Raw genomic sequence first — 16713 nt, forward strand, 5'->3', positions numbered from 1 at the left:
TTACCTCGCCGCCTGCAACAGGGTGTCAAAAATCGTTTGTGACGTCGACAGAATTTTCGCCGCCGCAGCATAAGTTTGCTGAAACCTGACTAAATCAGCTGCTTCTTCATCCAGACTGACACCTGATAAAGATTCGTGCCATGCCGTCGTTTGCTCCAATAAAGACTTAGAGGATGCAGCAGTCACCCGAGCCTGACTGGTTTGAGTACCGACAAAACCCACTAATTCTGAATAGGCCTGATTAAAAGTCTGGTATTTGTCTGCATTGACAGTGCTTGCAGCATTAATCCTTACCATATCCGCATTTTGTAAATTGCCTAACAACAAGCCGTTTCTGTTATCCTCGAAGCCACCAGTGTTGTAATCAACACTAAAGGTATCGCCCACTTGCGGCACACCTTTAACAGAAAAATCAAAACCAGCATTATTAAAGTTGGTGGAGGCACCTAATAAGTTCTGATAATCAGTGCCCGCATAGGTGACAGTTTCACTGACAACCGGAGCTCCTGCGTCTTCGATTAGAAACTGATTGTTGCCCAGATAAGTGACAGAAATAGGCCCATCAGTAAAATTAGCCGGCGACGATAATCTGTTGCCTGCCTGTCCTACACTGCTCACCGAAAGCTTATCTATTTCGGCATTGCCCAAATTTTCCAGTGTTTTTTCGCCTTTGAGTGGTGATGCAAAAGCCAAAGCTTCAGGGCGGTTAGTCGCCAGACTGATGTTTTGAGCCGCATTACTTAAAGGTCTTAAGTCAAATCTGTCACCTGCAGCAAAAGCCGGTGCGCCATTGGCTAAAGTAATGTTTAAGCCAAAAAAATCGTTTGTATCGTCTGAAGTGACAGTCACAGGGAAAACCACACCAGTGCGACTGATGGCTGTTCCTGGTATCACATTTCCTGAAGCGTCAACAGCTTCTACCGTAAAAGCATCTGCAGCCGTAAAAGTAATACGCACATCATTGGCAGGAATATTTTTGCCTTGTCCTGGGGCTACTGAGGCAGTAATTGTCCCTGCCCCTGTGTTGCCACTAAAAGGCCAGGCTGCAAAAGTGGGTAAGGTAAATAGATCGCCGCCTAGGTTACCATCGGCATTCATTCCCAGCCTGTTTTGTGTGTTAAAGGCATCGGTAAAGGCTAAAGCCAACTGACCTAATTCTTTCTGTGCCGGGTCCAATACAGCGGTGCGAAACTGTAAGGAGCCGCCTATTTTTCCACCTAACTGAGTTTCAGAGACATTGATCAACACATTTGGATTACTGGCGGCTCTGAGCTGCAAGGTTTTGCGATTGGGATCAGGGTTACCAGCCACACTAAACAAGCTGAATTTGCCGTTTTCAATCACCAGAGACTGACCGCTGCTGAGAAAAATTTGTTTGTCACCATTGGCCGCATCCAGCACATTAATATCCACCAAACCAGATAATTCCTTAATAGCCTGATCTCTTTTATCAAGTAAATCTAATGGTGGCGGTTTTCCCGGGTTGTTGCCATAGGCCAGTATTTCCTGATTCAGCTGCGCTATCACAGTAATTTTTTCATTGGCAGATTGGGCATCAGTTTCCAGTTGCTGGCTGATGTACTTATTCTGCTCTGTCATCTGATTTGACAAGGTATTGAATCTGTTTAATAACGTCTGGGCGCTGCCCATCACCAACTGACGTGATGCGGCATTGGTTGGATCATTGATGGCTGTTTGTAACTGGCTGAAGAATGAGGACATGCCGGTAGAAATACTGTTGGATTGATCAGACAACAAAGCGTCGACACGACTGGCTTCGGATAAATACTGGTTGGCATAACTGACAGAAGACGTATCGCGCCACATTTGTTTTTGTGCAAAGTCATTCACCAGACGTTCGGTAGTTCCCCGGCCGACTCCCAGCCCCAGCATATTGGATTCAAACTCAGTGCGTTGTCTGCTGTAACCCGGAGTATTCAGATTGGCGATATTATTACTTGTGGTAGAAAGCAGAGCCGTACTGGCCAGTATGGCTGAGGTTCCAATCCGAAGTAAGTTATCCGACATCTAAATCTCCATTGATGCTAAGCATCTTCACTCTGTTAATCGGCTATACCGGTCAGTTCTTTAATCTGGGTGTTTTATTCTTTATTTGTAAGCAGGTTTCGTGCCTGTTTGAAGGTTTCGCTGTTAAATACCGATAAAATCTTCTGAGCGTAGTTTGGATCTGTGGCGTAACCTGCGGCCTGCAGCTGCTGGAAATAAGCTTTAGGGTTGTCTACTACACTAAGAGCTTGTTGGTAACGGGGGTTGGATTTAATAAAGTCGACATAATCCCCCAGTGCCTGCTCAGGTGACTCATAAGCGCGGAATTTGGCTTTTTCTTTTTGTGCTACACCTTGACGGTACTCCAGGGTGTCCACCACAGCCACCTCACCTTGCCAGCTGTTATGTGCCTTGATGCCAAAAAAGTTAAAGCTTTGATGACCTTCAGCTGTTTTAAAAGTGCGTTGTCCCCAGCCGGTTTCCAAAGCAGCCTGAGCTAACAAAGCCAAGGGTTCTAACCCCAGCTTCTGCGCTGCTTGTCTGGCGGCAGGCATCAGTTTTTGAATAAAATCACCTGGTGTTTTAAAACTCCAGTCATCCGGCTGCTGTTTTGCCTGTTCAGGACCTGCAACAACCAGAGTGGATGGAGGTTGAGGCAGAACAGGCATTTCATACTCAGGCTGTTTCTTTAACAGCACGCCAACTAACTTATTCTTATTCTCCGCCCTTGTGGCTTCGTCACGCACAGGTGCAGATTCAGTGGGCACTTTCAGCATAGAAGCGGGAGTGGTTTTGCCTTTGGTCGGCCGTAACTGCTGGACCAGCAAATCAGCTAAACCTAAACTGCCTTTTTCTGACAGATCCGTTGCCAGCTGTTTGTCATACATCTCTTTATAAAACTTGGTTGCACTAGAGTTGAGCGCACCGTCATCTTCGAATACTTCATTGGCTTTGCGCATGCTGCTCAGCAACATGCCCATAAAAATAGATTCGAACTGTTTAGCCGCTTGTTTCAGCGCTTTGTCATCATCTCCACCGGAGCTGTGCTTCAGTTGCTGTAAGCTGGTTAAATCATGATAGTTAACTTTCTGCTCAACTTTACTCATTTAGATCACCACAAGCTCACCATGAATGGCGCCCGCTTCTTTTAAGGCTTCTAAAATGGCCATCAAATCACCTGGCGCTGCGCCAACGGCATTGATGGTACTGACTAAATCATCCAGTGTAGTACCGGGGTCGAACTTAAACATACGCGAACGGTCCGGCCTTACATCGATAAGGGTATTTTGTTCCACAGCGGTATCGCCCCCAGCCAGCGGATTGGGCTGCACAACAACAGGGTTTTCGGCAATAGTTACAGTTAAACCACCATGGGTCACAGCGGCAGGAAAAAGCCGGACATCTTTGCCAATGACTATGGTGCCGGTTCTGGAGTTAATAATAATTTTGGCCGACTGACTGGCAGGCTCCAGCGTTAAGTTTTCCAGCGTAGATAAATAGGATACCCGCTGATCCATATCCCGCGGTGCTCTGACCTGCACTGACGATGAATCTAAGGATTGAGCAGTACCAGGGCCAATAAAATTATTAATAGTCTCAGCCAGAGTTTTGGCAGTAGTGAAATCTGCACTGTGTAAATTAAAGGTAATGAAATCGCCATCGGCAAAAGGGGAAGGTACTTCACGTTCAACCATAGCACCATTGGGAATACGGCCTACAGTGGGAGTGTTCACCAAAATTCTGGAGCCATCTGCACCTTCGGCGCCCAGACCACTGACAATTAACGAACCCTGGGCTACCGCATACACATTGCCATCTAAACCTTTAAGGAAAGTTTGCAACAAAGTACCGCCCCGTAAACCTTTGGCACTGCCCATAGAGGAGACAGTGATATCAATGGTCTGACCCGGTTTACTGAATGCAGGTAATTCAGCATGCACTGCAACAGCTGCCACGTTTTTGATCTGAGATTTCATGCCCGCCGGCATATTGATGCCAAAGTTACTTAGCATGGTTCTGAAACTTTGTTCAGTAAAAGGACTTTGCTCGCCGGTGCCAGGCAAACCTACCACCAGACCATAACCCACCAATTGGTTACTGCGCACCCCTTGTACACTGGTTAAATCTTTAATGCGGGCCGCTGAGGCCGGAAAAGACAAAGCTCCGGACAACACAACCAACAAAAGGCTTTGGATTAGTTTCATCATTTCACCTGTATTAAAACGGCCACAACACGCCATTAAAGAAGCGGGTTAACCAACCCGGGCCCTGCCCACCATGGGTTGCGCCAGTGCCACTGTATTCAATACGGGCGTTGGCAATTTTGGTCGACTGGACAGTGTTTCGTGAATCAATATCCTCAGCACGAATGACACCTGTTAAACGAATAAATTCTTTACCTGTATTCAGGGTCAGCCATTTTTCACCACGGATCACCAGATTACCGTTCGCCATCACCCTCAGCACGTTCACCGAAATATCACCGACTAAGCTGTTGCTTTGGTCGGCTTTGGAGTCGCCTTTAAAGTCAGAGGCAGAACTGGCACCAAACTGCAACGAATTGCCTAAGGCCGTCACTTCCCTTCCTGCCAAGCCTATCATAGGATCAAAACTGGCTGAGCTGTCTTTACCAAACTCTGTTTTAGCCGTTTTAGAAGCCTGAGTATTTTCTTTCAGCACCACGGTAATAATGTCACCCGGGCGACGGGCTTTGTTATCTGAGTACAGACCGTTGGACAAGCCCTGAGCAAATAAGGAGCCATTGTTAGACAGCGGAACAGCTTCTGGCTCAGGTGGCAGAGGCGCAAAGTTTGGATCATCCGGCATAGGTTCGTTGAAGCTACCTGCGCAGCCCACACAAAGTTGTAATGTCAGTACCAACAAAATTAACTTGTTCATCAACTTACTCCTACAGCTGCTGGATCATGGTGCCAAGCATCTGATCAACAGTTGAAATTACTTTGGAATTCATTTCATAAACCCGCTGACTTTCAATCAGGCTAACCAGCTCTTCCGTCACATTGACGTTTGAGGTTTCCAAAGCGCCCTGGACTAAAATACCCCGGCCTTCCAGGCCCGGAATACCTTGCACCGGATCACCACTGGCTGCTGTTGCAGTAAATAAGTTTTGTCCAACAGGCTCTAAACCAGCCGGATTCACAAAGTTAGTCACTGTCAACTGGCCTAACACGGCCTGATCCACCTGACCAGGTAAACGCACTGAGACTTCACCGTCCTGAGAAATAGTGATGCTTTGTGCATCTTCAGGAATAACTATATTCGGTTGAATTTGGTAACCCGCGCCTGAAGTAACTAAGTTGCCTTCACTGTCTGTGGTGAACTGACCATTGCGGCTGTAAGAAATAGTGCCATCCGGCATCAGAACTTCAAAAAAGCCATGGCCCTGAATCATCACATCCAGACTGCCTTCTGTGGTAATCATATTGCCTTGAGTAAAGCTTTTCTGAGTGGCCACTACTTTAGTACCTGCGCCTAACATCAGGCCGTTGGGCAGCTCTGAGTTTTGCGAGGAGCGCCCGCCTGGCTGGTTGATGTTCTGATACAACAAGTCCTCAAATACAGCACGGCTCTTTTTAAAACCTATAGTGCTGGCGTTGGCCAGGTTGTTTGAAATCACCGAAATATCACGCTGCTTCGCGTCCAAACCGGTTTTACTGATCCATAAAGCTGGATGCATGCTAACCTCCCAGGCTTAAGCCTTAGATTATTCTCATCATTTGGTTATGTTGCCGATCAATATCTTCGGCCGTTTTCATCATTTTGATCTGAACTTCAAACTGACGCTGTAAACTGATCATCTGGGTCATTTCGCCCACGGCATTGACGTTACTGCCTTCCACTGCACCGCTCAGAACTCTGACCGTTTCATCTAATTCTGCGACTTCACCATCTTTACGCCTGAACAAACCGTCTGTGCCTTTTTCAATATCCTGAAATTCAGGTTTGACCAGCTTCAGCCGTGCTACTTCCTGCATAGCATTAGCAGGTGCGCCTTCTGGTCGGATACTAATGGTGCCATCTTCATTAATTTCCATTTTGCTAATAGGCAGAGGGATCTGAACCGGACCGCCATCACCTATAACGCTTAGGCCTGAAGCGGTTTGCAGCATACCTGTGGAGCTAAGTTGCAAATTGCCCGCTCTGGTATAGGCTTCATTGCCTTCAGCATCCTGTACTGACAACCAGCCTTTGCCCTGCACTGCCACATCCAGTTCACGCTCAGTGATAATAAAAGCGCCATCGTCAAAATTTTGACCTGGTCGTTCAGTCAGTGAAAACACCCGGGTAGGTAAACCTTCACCAAATGCCTGCATAGCCCTGGCCTGCTCTAAATCAGCTTTAAAGCCTGTTGTAGTGCTGTTTGCAAGGTTGTTCGCTTTAATGCTGATGCCATTCATATTCTCTTTGGCACCGCTCATTGCGATATAAAGTAAATGGTCCATAGTCAGGCCTCCACTTGAGATAAGATAAGTAAAGCAAGACTAATGCCAAGAAGGGGGAAACAAAGGGCATATAGAGAAGATGAGTTCTAAGTCTATGTATTTAAAGGAAGGTTAAAGAATGCAATGAGTGGAAGCAGATCAAGCTAAGGAGCTGAGGCTATGAATTTGAATCTGTTGATCACTGAAAATGCAGTTTGTGCCGTAGTGAAATTTGAGTTCGTGACTTCAATATGCGCTTTGTACTGAACTGATGCTGGCAAAGGTGTTTTAAAGTAGTGAACCTGGCGATCAGCGCAGTTATAGCGCCCCAGCAGTAGATTGGATGGGCCATACAAATGCAAAGTACAACTGACGGATAAAGCCTTAACCGGATTAAATCCAAGCATCACAAAGTGATCTGCATGTTCAGGCATCTGAATATCAATGATACGGCTTTGAGACTCGCCCGCGTTAAGCATAAAATCAGTGGTTACCAGTAGATCCCGCTCTCTGGCAGCATCTGCTGTCGCCCCGGATGAAAATGCCATAAGCAGGCTAAAAGCAAAGGTATTCAGGAATTTCATAACCACCCCGCATTATAAAATGGGTTCTGTTGACCGGGTTCTGCCAGATCCCGCTTTGGTCACAAGACTAAATTTAAGGTAATAAAAAACCCAAAGCAAAAGACTTTGGGTTTTTCTGATCAAGCTATTAACGGATCTGCAGTACGGTATTTTGTAATGTACTGTTCACTTCAAGTGCTCTGGAGTTGGCCTGGAAGTTACGCTGAGCTGCAATTAAATCTACCAGCTCATTGGTCAGGTTGACATTAGAAGCTTCAAGCGCTGACGCATTAATAGAACCAAAAGTCCCTGAGTTTGCTTCACCAGCTAAAGCCTCCCCTGACAACAAACTTTCACGCCATGAGGTATTGCCAGCCTGAGTTAAGCCCTGAGGATTGGCGAATTTCACCATAGCCACCTGAGCCAGATACGTTTGATCGCCATTAGAGTATGACGCCATGACTTTACCTGCAGCATCAATATCCACGCTGGTTAAACGACCTACTGTAGTACCATCCTGACCCAAAGCGCCTACTTCAAACTTAGACGCATACTGAGTCGGTAACTTAGTACCACTTTCATCGCGGAACTGCACTGTGATGTTATTGTTGAACTGAGCGCCATTGGTTAAATAACCATTCAGAGGGTCGTTTAATCCTGTGCCTACACCAGCTGGCAGGATCAGGTTAGGTAAAGACGCTGTTGTTGGCAAACTCGGAATACCTGTGGCATCAAAATCCATAATGATAGGGCCAATAGCAGAGTTGGGTGTTAAAGGACCACCTGCAGGAGATGCCGGGACCGTATTATTGTCATCCAATACCGCATACACCTCCCAATCGTTATTCAAGGTTGGTGCCTCACGACGGAAATACATAGTCAGAATATGAGGTTCACCTAAACTATCGTAAATTGTGGTAGAGGTGGTTGCATTGTAGCTGGCCTGATCTGTTGGGTTAAAAGCAACAGTTGGTGGCGTATTACGGGAGTCTACGTTCATTGTCACATAAACGTTGGACGTTGCCCGGGGTGCACCCGCTGTGTTTGGGATCTGAATAGGCTGAGTGGTACTTAAGCTAACCGAGGTTGTGTTGCCATTGGCCGGATTCACAGGAAAGCCCTGCAGGAAACCACCGTTATTGTCTGAGATAAAATTGTTTTTATCCAGTTTAAAAGCACCGGCTCTGGTGTAAGAATAATCACGGGCGCCAATTTCAGGGGAGATGGCAAAAAAACCGTCACCTGTAATCGCCATATCCAGCGAGTTATTAGTAAATCTTAACGAGCCCTGGGAAAACTGCTGTGCCACTTTAGAGGTCGTGACACCATCGCCTACTTTTGTTTTGTTGGAACTAAATACAGAGGCAGCATACACATCTGCAAACTCAGCACGGGATTCTTTAAAACCTGTGGTATTGACGTTGGCGATGTTATTCGCTGTAGTATCAATATCCTTCTGAGCCGCAGCCAGACCGCTTAACGCTATATTAAAACTCATAGATCACCTCAATTCATTCATTGACTAGGTTGCAATTTCTTCAATATCAGATAATTTTTTCTGGCCTTGGCCATAAACGTTTAATAACAGCCCCTGAGTGGTGCCATTACCTAAAGTAATACTGGTTACGGGTGCATAAACTGAAGTCGTTATAGCCTCATTTTTGCCCGCAATAGAGGCTTCAACTGAAATGGTATAAACACCTGCTTTTGCAAGTTCCATCACAGGAATACCTTTGTCATCGACCTTAGGAGTACCATCCTCATTCACAGCCTGAGTATCAGTAGTACCATCCCATGGCAGTTGTAAGCGTCCTGCGTCCGCTTTATCTATAGTGACGGAACGAACTACAACTCCACTTTCATTTTTGATACTAACTTTGACGTTTGTGGCGTTTTCCGGGAAATTAGCACTTGCCACTACATCATTTTTACCGTCAAACACCAAATCGTCCGACTTCACCAACACATACTGCCCCACCAAAGATGAAGCCTGTAAAGCCTGACTGGAGTTCATGGAGGTGGCAAAATCTTTAAAGTTGGTATTCATCTGGGAAATACCATCGGCCATAGTAAAGTTGGTCATCTGCGCTATCATCTGATCGTTTTCAACCGGCTTGGTTGGATCCTGATAAGCCAGTTGTTGCGTTAAAAGCGCAAAAAAGTCTGACTGGGTTAAAGCGCCATTGCCTTCAGATTCAGGCGTAGTGGGCTTTTCCCCCCAATACATACCATCTAAAGCACTTTTATCATTGGTTACATTACTCATGCCTTACCCCTTACCTTTGGCCCATCATCAGCGTCCGACTGACCAATTGTTTGGCAGCATCTGCTACCTGTACATTGGTTTCGTAAGAGCGTGAGGCTGAAATCATGTTGGCCATTTCTTCCATAATGTTCACGTTTGGCTTGTAGATGTAGCCTTTTTCATCAGACAAAGGATGATGAGGCGCATACTCCACATTCAATGGTGCATCAGACTCAACAATACCTAACACCTGCACCTTGGCACCTGCCTGACCTTGCTGAGCATTTTCAAGTGCTGTAGCAAAAACCGGATGACGGGCTCTGTAGGTTTGGTCAATGCTACTGCTGACGCTATTGGCATTAGCCATATTACTGGCGGTGGTATTCAGCCGTACTTGTTGCGCTGACATCCCGCTTCCGGCTATATCAAAAATGTTATATAAACTCATGACTGACATACTCCAGTAACAGCAATATCAAAAACTTTATGCAGGCTCATCATTGAGATCCTCCGGTAATGGCTTTTTTCAGGCCGCTGATCCGACTATTCAGGAAGTTCAGCGTTGTCTGATATTCCATACTGTTGCGGGTAAAAGCATTTCGCTCTTCGTGGATGTCAACCGTATTGCCATCCCCTGTATCAGGCTGATTGGGAATACGGTACTGAGACTCAGCATGGCGGGCTGTGGAGATTTCAAAATGCTTCGGATCAGTGCGGCCAAGCGAACCCGATTGGCGCGACTTAGCACCTGCCAAAGCGGTTTGAAAGTCCATGTCTTTTGCCTTGTAACCCGGAGTATCGGCATTTGCGATATTTTCGGCCAAGACCTGAGAACGTTTGTCGCGGATCAGTAATGCATCAGGGTGAAGCCCAAATGCGTTTTCAAAGCTGATTGCCATTATTGCCATCCTGTTTTTCAGAGATGGCAAATACTAAGCAAAACTCAGGCCAGATTTTTTGTCAGACTTTTTTGCGGTACACAATACCCGGATTACAACGCACCATATCAAAGTCGTTGTTCAGGCTGGAAAGGGATTCTGAAGCACCAAGAAACAAGTAACCACGCGGGTTTAACGCTTGCGAGAACTGTTTGATGATTTTCATTTTTACTTCGGGGGAAAAATAGATCAGTACGTTGCGACAGAAAATAATATCAAACTTGCCCAGCAGGGTGTAGCTGTCTAACAGGTTTAAATGGCGGAACGAAACGTTTTTTCGAACGGCATCTTTTAGCCGCATCATGCCGTTGCCGGAATCATCAAAAAATTTACTGCGACGCTCCGGAGATAAGCCACGGGATAAAGCCAAACCGTCATATTCGGCTCGCTGGCAATGCTCCAGCATGGCGTTGGAGATATCTGTGCCTAAAATGTGCAGGCCCATTGGAAAGGCCGAAGGCCTGCCTTGCTGGTATTCCAGACCCGTCATGGCAATTGAATAAGGTTCCTGACCAGAGGAACTGGCAGCCGACCAAATTTTGACGGTTTTCTGAGTTTTCTCAAATTCAGGAAGAATTTGTTTTTTCAGAAGTTCATAAGGGTAACTGTCACGAAACCACAAGGTTTCATTTGTGGTCATAGCGTCTATCACAGCGGAACGCAATTGCCGCTCAAAGGGGCTTAAGGTTTTGTTCAGTAACTCTGACAAAGACGACAAGCCAAAGCGCTGCATCAAAGGCGCAAGACGGCTTTTGACCAGATACTGTTTGTTATCGCCCAACACAATACCGCACTGTTGCTCGAGGAAATCCCGAAACAGACGATATTCACTTTCCTGCAGTTCTTTGTTTGCCACTAACATAAAACCTCTAATCAGTATGCAACCATTTCCGCACGGATTCGGCTAATTCATCGGGATTAAATTTCGCAATAAAATCATCTGCGCCCACTTTTTGTACCATCTGCTGGTTAAAAACACCACTCAGAGATGTATGTAAAATCACATGCAGGGGTTTCAGCTTTGGATCCAGCCGAATTTCCGCTGTCAGGGTGTAGCCGTCCATTTCCGGCATTTCTATGTCAGAAATCAACAGCCCCACTTTGTCAGTGACCGAATTTTGACAAGCCGCTGCCGTTTCCTGTAAATAAGTTAAAGCTTCACGGCCATTGTTGACCAGATGCATCTGCACCCCTAAACCTTCCAAAGCGCGTTTTACCTGATTCCTGGCTACAGCAGAGTCATCGGCAATCAGAATCAGTCTGTCGCCCAAATCTTCGCTGATGGTCGAAGTAATTACATTGCTGCTGATGCTGGTTGGCGAAGGTGAAATTTCTTCCAGAATTTTTTCAACATCGATAATTTCAACCAGTTCTTTATCTATTTCGGTAATAGCCGTCAGGTAACTCTGTTTACCCCCTGTGCCTTTTGGCGGCGGCATAATAGAAGCCCAGTTGATATTGATAATTCGTTCAACAGACTGGACTAAAAAACCCTGCACAGAGCGGTTATATTCAGCAATGATAATAAAACAATCTTTGGTGTTTTCGATAGCTCGGCCGCCCGTTGCCAGACTTAAATCGATCACAGAAATTGTCTGACCACGGATATGAGCTATGCCTCTGACATACTTATTGCGTTTAGGTATGGCGGTTAAAGGAGGACACTGCAGCACTTCGCGCACTTTAAATACATTAATACCAAAACGCTGACGACCATTTAAGCGGAATAATAAAAGCTCCAGTCTGTTCTGCCCTACCAATTGAGTGCGCTGATTGACTGAATCCAGAATACCCGCCATAGAAGACTCCCCTGCCTGAAAGAATTAGTGGTCCTAGAAAATCGGGAACGATTCTTGCTTAGGTCACTCTAGAATGAAAAATGACTGAAAATTGACATACTTAAGTATGTTATAACCCTTTGCCGATAAAGCATAGCTGAAACCATATGAAAATGTACGATAATTTTTTGAGATCCTCCCTGTATTGTACTGTGTTAGCGACGGTTTTTTCTGCCGCGTTTTCAGTGCATGCGGCAAGTTTCAGCCCGCAGCAATTGACTGCTGAAGCAAAAAACTGGCTGGAGTTGCAAAAAGAAGTACCAGCAGGTGCTCAGAGTCAGATTTCAACTCTGGACTCACGTCTGGGGCATAAAGAATGTAATCAGCCTTTACAGTTTAGCTTTGCAGGTCCTGTCAGTAATCAGGCTACAGTTCAAATTCGCTGCCAAAGCCCACAAAAATGGCAGTTGTTTGTTGCAGTGCGTTTTACCCAACAAACAGAAGCTGTACTGAGTTTGCGAAATATTGCTTTAGGTTCTTTGATCACTGCCGATATGTTAACGCTTGGGCAAGCCGATTTGCGGCTGGCTCGAGGTTCTCTGATTAAAAACCCTGCTTCGGTGCTGGGTGCCAGAGTAAAAAGAAGCTTGTCTGCAGGACAAGTTGTGACATTGCAGGATCTTTGTCTTGTATGTAAAGGCGATATAGTTACAATTAGTGGTTTGAATAACGGTCTTGAAGTCAGAGCTGTGGGAATAGCTCAGGTGGATGGCATTCTTGGTGACCAAATTCAGGTGACCAACAGACAGTCCAACAGAACCATAGTCGCAGAAGTTGTTGCAGTGAAAAAAGTTGCAATAAAATTTTAAATACTGACTAAAGTTTTACCGGGCACTGCCGTTATACAAAGTAAGGGATCCGAAACCGGATAGAGAGGGTAGAAAAATGGCGATCAATGTAAACACAGGCCTGCCAGTCACTCAACAAGTGAAAGCTGACAAAGCCGAACAACAAAATATTCAAAAACAGCAGGTTGTACAACAACAGGCCGTTCAGCAGCAAGCCACTACAGGCACAGCTGCACAAAAACAGGATTCAGTATCGCTGACATCTCAGGCGCAGCAATTCAGCAAAGCCCAGGACAAAGCGAAAGCCAGCTCAGGTGTTGATCAAGAGAAAATCGATAAGATCAAACAAGAGATCTCTGAAGGCAAATATAAAGTGAATGTAGAACAACTGGCACGTCGTATCGTCCAGTTTGAAGGCGAGCTTTTCAGTAAAAAATGAGTAACGCCTACTCTTCTATCCTCACCCTGTTAAATGAGCAAGAGCAGCACCTGGATGTGCTGCTTTTGTTGCTTCATAAGGAGCTGGACGCTATCCGGAGCCGTGATGTTGAAGCACTTAAAAACAATACAGACGAAAAAATCCGTATTCTTGAATTGGTTCAGACCGCTGATCTGCAATTAGCTGCCTTGCCAGAATTAGCTGAAGCCAAAGAGCAAAGCTGGTTTCAGGAGCATTTAAATCGTCTTGAAGAAAAGCTGGCGCAATGTAAATACCAGAATCAGGTCAACAGCCAAAGTGTTGAGCAAAGCCAACTGGTGATTGAACGCTTTAAAACTGAATTATTGCAAAGCCGTGGCCGTGCAGGTTTAACCTACACCAATAAAGGCAAAACGGCTCAGGTAGATAAAGGCCCGGGTATTAAAGCCTAGATGCTTCGTTATCCAACAAAAAAACCGTCATCTGACGGTTTTTTTGATCTGCAAGCAGCAGGCTATTAATAGTACTTCACATTTTTGATACGGCGGGTTGGCTGACTGTTTAAATACAAGTCATACACCTGTTTAAAATCCAGTTCCAGCTCTGTGGCATACACATCACCCACAGGATAAGTTTTTACTACCCTGGCACCACGAATAATGCCGCTGACTGATGAGTTTAGTTGATCATTGCCAACCATCATTTGCTGCATATTGGCTTTAGCGTCAATTCTTTGGCCATACACCTGCTCTGCAAGCTCTCTGTAGGCTTCCAGCTTAGAGGCTTTCATTGCCATCAGCATACGTTCTTGCTCGGTGGCTCCGGGCTGCTGACTTAAGGGTGCATAACCCACTGCTTTTAGCACAGGAAAACGCTGCGGTTCCACGGTTTCCCATTCGACATGCCGATCGGCAACCATGCTGCAGCCGGGTAATAACGTCAGCAACAACGCACTGATGGTTAGTTTGTTCATAATAGCCTGCCTCTGCCTATCTATTGATCTCTTTCATAACTGTAAATAATGCACAATCCGTGCCTTTTCTATAATTTCTGACTATGTTTGATAAAAATTGAAATTCAGGCATAACTTTTGCTTCTGTCCTGTCAGATACTTTATAGAGGATTAGTCATGCGTTTATCTGCGCTTAGCTTGGTACTGATGGCTTTACCGCTGCTTTCTGGTTATGCAGTGGCCGATTGGTATGAAGCAACAGGTCAGGCTGTGCTTAGAGCCGGCGACAAAGTTGCAGCAAGAAAGTTAGCCACTGAAGATGCAGTGCGTAAAGCGCTGTTGTACTCAGGGGCTTCTATTCGCACTGTGCAACAGGTGACCGACGGATTATTGACTCAGGAATCGATGTTTTTACACAGTCAGGGCGAAGTACAAAATGTACAAATTGTCTCTGAGACAGAAGAAAATGGGTATATCAACGTCACCATCAGGGCTGACATTTACCCGGATCAAAACCAGTGCGCTAATCTGCAACTGAAAAAACAACTGCTGGTAAGCCCCTTTATCATAGAAAACCGGGAACAAGCCGTTGTAGGACAGCTATACGAGCTGGATCAAGCCAGCACCACTGTGTTTATGCAGAAACTGGAAGAATCTTCAGGTTCAAGCCTGATCAAGCTACTGCCCCAATCCATCCGGCAACAGGAATTAAGTTATGCCGATCGCAGTGCTTTACAGCGCAATTATGGCGGTCGTTATTTGCTGAAAGCCAGTTTGGGGGATGTCTCTTTAGGAGAACGGGTTGGCAACAACTGGACCTTTTGGTCCGATCCGGACCGTGAACGGTTTTATCAGTTGCACCTGGAGCTGTCTGACATTCAGGAGCAAAAAGTCTTATTAAGTCAAAAATACCAAACCTCAGCCGTCTGGGGTTTTCGTGAGACGACCATCATCAGCCCAAAGACTCAGCGATTCTGGCAAACCGATTATGGTAAATCTATAGAACGGGTATTAAATGCTGCGGCACAAGATGTGGAAGAAGCCTTGCGCTGCGAAACTATACTGGCAGATATCACGCTGGTCAATCAGCACAAAGTGCTGCTTAACCTTGGCAGCAAACAGGGTTTAAAAACAGGGGATGAACTGACTATTTTGTTCCGCCGTCAGCACAAAGACCGTTTTGGTCAGCTGCAAGACCAACTGACCGTCAGCGAACTCAAAGTGAAAGTGACAGAGCTGACACACACTAGTGCCTGGGCAGAAAGCGTAAATATGGATTTATTAGCGAATGTGCAGGTAGGTGATGCTGCAACCCTGATTAGCGATAAAGAGTAAGAGTGACTTTACCTAATGAACAAAAGATGGCCGCCCCAACAGGAATCGAACCTGTAACTGCCCCTTAGGAGGGGGCCGTTATATCCATTTAACTATGGAGCGGCTGTAATGAGGATTGATAAGCTATCATAAATTTTAGACTTATAACATGTTGTAAATGCTAGATTTTGTTTATTGCACATTTAGTAATCAAAATTATCATAAAGTGGATCTGTAGTCTGGATCAAAAAGAATCAGGAGAAAAAAATGCTAACTCCGCAAGATGCTGGGTTTCTTGGCAGCACGACCGCTAAGTATATCAACGACATAGCACCACAGCTTGATGGCTGGTTTTATCCTTTAGACATGATGATGTTTGGCATGATCGAGGCATTTCATCGTAGTTTGTCACTCTCTGGTGATATCGCGGAAATTGGAGTCTGGAAAGGTAAATCCCTGGCCCTTCTAGCTATGATTGCACCAGTAAAAGATCAGCTTTATGCAATGGACTTGTTTGGCGACGATTTGCTGGAGCAAACTCAACACAATATCTCCAGATTTGTTGCACCTGAGCTTGCTTCACGCATCAGTTACCTCAAAGGTAATACAGCGGATTACAGTACAGACTACCTCAAAACTTTATTTACAAATAAGCTGCGTGTTCTGCACATTGATGCAGGCCATGAATACCATGAAGTGTTGCATACTCTGACTCTCGCTGCGCCTTTTGTGCAGGATTACGGCATTATTATTATGGACGACTACCAGGACCGAGAGTTTCCGGGTGTTCCGGCTGCCACCTTAGATTATTGTTACGAAACGGCACAAGGCCGTTGGGTTCCATTTTTGGTCGGAGCCAACAAAATGTATTTAGCTAACCCTGTATATGCCAAACTGTTTCAGTTATTCCTTTGTAATGAAGCTTACTTTAAAGACAGTTTCCGACTGAGTCGTATTAAAGACTCATTAGTCCTGATCGCGCAAAGTAAGCTGCCAATGAAGTCGACTGTGATAGAACAACTTGTCAAAAGTCAGTTACATGCTGTAGCAACCCCAACTGAATTAGAGACCTTAACAGAAAAAGCCAGATCACAAAGTCAAACAGCTTTGGAAGCAGAACAGGCACAACCAGTGCAATAAATAAAGGTGTTGTGGTTTAGCTTTTGCTGGCTATAAAAGATGTTATGACACCCGATTTTATGCAGGTC

19 protein-coding genes and 1 tRNA gene are annotated in these 16713 nt (G+C 45.5%); 5 read left to right on the plus strand and 15 right to left on the minus strand.

Annotated features, from left to right (window positions below; all coding sequences use genetic code 11):
• The 13 genes from flgK to RHEIN_RS08455 all read right to left on the minus strand — a co-directional run bounded on the left by flgK (position 1) and on the right by RHEIN_RS08455 (position 11994).
• Positions 1-2028, minus strand: coding sequence for a flagellar hook-associated protein FlgK (flgK, locus tag RHEIN_RS08395; protein WP_008898551.1), 2028 nt, complete (start codon positions 2026-2028; stop codon positions 1-3).
• Between the two features lie 74 nt (positions 2029-2102).
• Positions 2103-3113 (minus strand): flagellar assembly peptidoglycan hydrolase FlgJ, encoded by a 1011-nt coding sequence (flgJ, locus tag RHEIN_RS08400; RefSeq protein ID WP_008898552.1) that lies wholly within the window; start codon positions 3111-3113, stop codon positions 2103-2105.
• A complete protein-coding gene (locus RHEIN_RS08405) occupies positions 3114-4211 on the minus strand; it encodes a flagellar basal body P-ring protein FlgI (RefSeq protein ID WP_008898553.1) in 1098 nt (365 codons plus the stop codon).
• A 13-nt stretch (positions 4212-4224) separates the two neighbouring features.
• Entirely contained in the window at positions 4225-4905 is a 681-nt protein-coding gene (gene flgH, locus RHEIN_RS08410; RefSeq protein ID WP_008898554.1) for a flagellar basal body L-ring protein FlgH, read from the minus strand.
• A gap of 10 nt (positions 4906-4915) precedes the next feature.
• Positions 4916-5704, minus strand: coding sequence for a flagellar basal-body rod protein FlgG (gene flgG / locus RHEIN_RS08415; protein ID WP_008898555.1), 789 nt, complete (start codon positions 5702-5704; stop codon positions 4916-4918).
• A 22-nt stretch (positions 5705-5726) separates the two neighbouring features.
• A complete protein-coding gene (locus RHEIN_RS08420) occupies positions 5727-6470 on the minus strand; it encodes a flagellar basal body rod protein FlgF (protein WP_008898556.1) in 744 nt (247 codons plus the stop codon).
• A 143-nt stretch (positions 6471-6613) separates the two neighbouring features.
• The gene (locus RHEIN_RS08425) at positions 6614-7033 is read right to left on the minus strand and encodes a hypothetical protein (protein ID WP_008898557.1); all 420 of its coding nucleotides are present in this window, start codon (positions 7031-7033) and stop codon (positions 6614-6616) included.
• 127 nt (positions 7034-7160) lie between these two features.
• Positions 7161-8510 (minus strand): flagellar hook protein FlgE, encoded by a 1350-nt coding sequence (gene flgE / locus RHEIN_RS08430; RefSeq protein WP_008898558.1) that lies wholly within the window; start codon positions 8508-8510, stop codon positions 7161-7163.
• Between the two features lie 24 nt (positions 8511-8534).
• Positions 8535-9278 (minus strand): flagellar hook assembly protein FlgD, encoded by a 744-nt coding sequence (locus RHEIN_RS08435; RefSeq protein ID WP_008898559.1) that lies wholly within the window; start codon positions 9276-9278, stop codon positions 8535-8537.
• Between the two features lie 10 nt (positions 9279-9288).
• A complete protein-coding gene (gene flgC, locus RHEIN_RS08440; protein WP_008898560.1) occupies positions 9289-9705 on the minus strand; it encodes a flagellar basal body rod protein FlgC in 417 nt (138 codons plus the stop codon).
• A gap of 49 nt (positions 9706-9754) precedes the next feature.
• Positions 9755-10156: a flagellar basal body rod protein FlgB gene (flgB, locus tag RHEIN_RS08445; RefSeq protein ID WP_008898561.1), complete on the minus strand. Its 402-nt coding sequence runs from the start codon at positions 10154-10156 to the stop codon at positions 9755-9757.
• Positions 10157-10217: 61 nt separating this feature from the next.
• Positions 10218-11057, minus strand: coding sequence for a CheR family methyltransferase (locus tag RHEIN_RS08450; RefSeq protein WP_008898562.1), 840 nt, complete (start codon positions 11055-11057; stop codon positions 10218-10220).
• Between the two features lie 7 nt (positions 11058-11064).
• Positions 11065-11994 (minus strand): chemotaxis protein CheV, encoded by a 930-nt coding sequence (locus tag RHEIN_RS08455; RefSeq protein WP_008898563.1) that lies wholly within the window; start codon positions 11992-11994, stop codon positions 11065-11067.
• Positions 11995-12185: 191 nt separating this feature from the next.
• On the opposite strand from RHEIN_RS08455, the gene flgA reads away from it, so the two are divergent.
• From flgA to flgN, 3 genes are all read left to right on the plus strand, one after another.
• Positions 12186-12842: a flagellar basal body P-ring formation chaperone FlgA gene (gene flgA / locus RHEIN_RS08460; protein WP_158005474.1), complete on the plus strand. Its 657-nt coding sequence runs from the start codon at positions 12186-12188 to the stop codon at positions 12840-12842.
• A gap of 76 nt (positions 12843-12918) precedes the next feature.
• The gene (gene flgM / locus RHEIN_RS08465) at positions 12919-13260 is read left to right on the plus strand and encodes a flagellar biosynthesis anti-sigma factor FlgM (protein ID WP_008898565.1); all 342 of its coding nucleotides are present in this window, start codon (positions 12919-12921) and stop codon (positions 13258-13260) included.
• A complete protein-coding gene (gene flgN, locus RHEIN_RS08470; protein WP_008898566.1) occupies positions 13257-13691 on the plus strand; it encodes a flagellar export chaperone FlgN in 435 nt (144 codons plus the stop codon). Before flgM ends, flgN begins: the two co-directional genes overlap by 4 nt.
• A gap of 65 nt (positions 13692-13756) precedes the next feature.
• On the opposite strand, the gene RHEIN_RS08475 is transcribed toward flgN, so the two are convergent.
• Complete coding sequence (locus RHEIN_RS08475; RefSeq protein WP_008898567.1) at positions 13757-14212, minus strand: LPP20 family lipoprotein; 456 nt, start codon at positions 14210-14212, stop codon at positions 13757-13759.
• A 156-nt stretch (positions 14213-14368) separates the two neighbouring features.
• On the opposite strand from RHEIN_RS08475, the gene RHEIN_RS08480 reads away from it, so the two are divergent.
• Positions 14369-15526, plus strand: a complete 1158-nt coding sequence (locus tag RHEIN_RS08480) for a flagellar assembly protein T N-terminal domain-containing protein (protein WP_008898568.1) — start codon at positions 14369-14371, stop codon at positions 15524-15526.
• 27 nt (positions 15527-15553) lie between these two features.
• Here RHEIN_RS08480 and RHEIN_RS08485 read toward each other — a convergent pair.
• Positions 15554-15628, minus strand: a tRNA-Arg gene (locus tag RHEIN_RS08485).
• A gap of 144 nt (positions 15629-15772) precedes the next feature.
• Here RHEIN_RS08485 and RHEIN_RS08490 point away from each other — a divergent pair.
• Positions 15773-16645 carry a class I SAM-dependent methyltransferase gene (locus RHEIN_RS08490; protein ID WP_008898569.1) on the plus strand — a complete coding sequence of 291 codons (873 nt, stop codon included), beginning with the start codon at positions 15773-15775 and terminating at the stop codon, positions 16643-16645.
• Positions 16646-16713 lie beyond the last annotated feature (68 nt).

It is taken from the genome of Rheinheimera sp. A13L, from assembly GCF_000217935.1.
Lineage (GTDB): Bacteria > Pseudomonadota > Gammaproteobacteria > Enterobacterales > Alteromonadaceae > Pararheinheimera.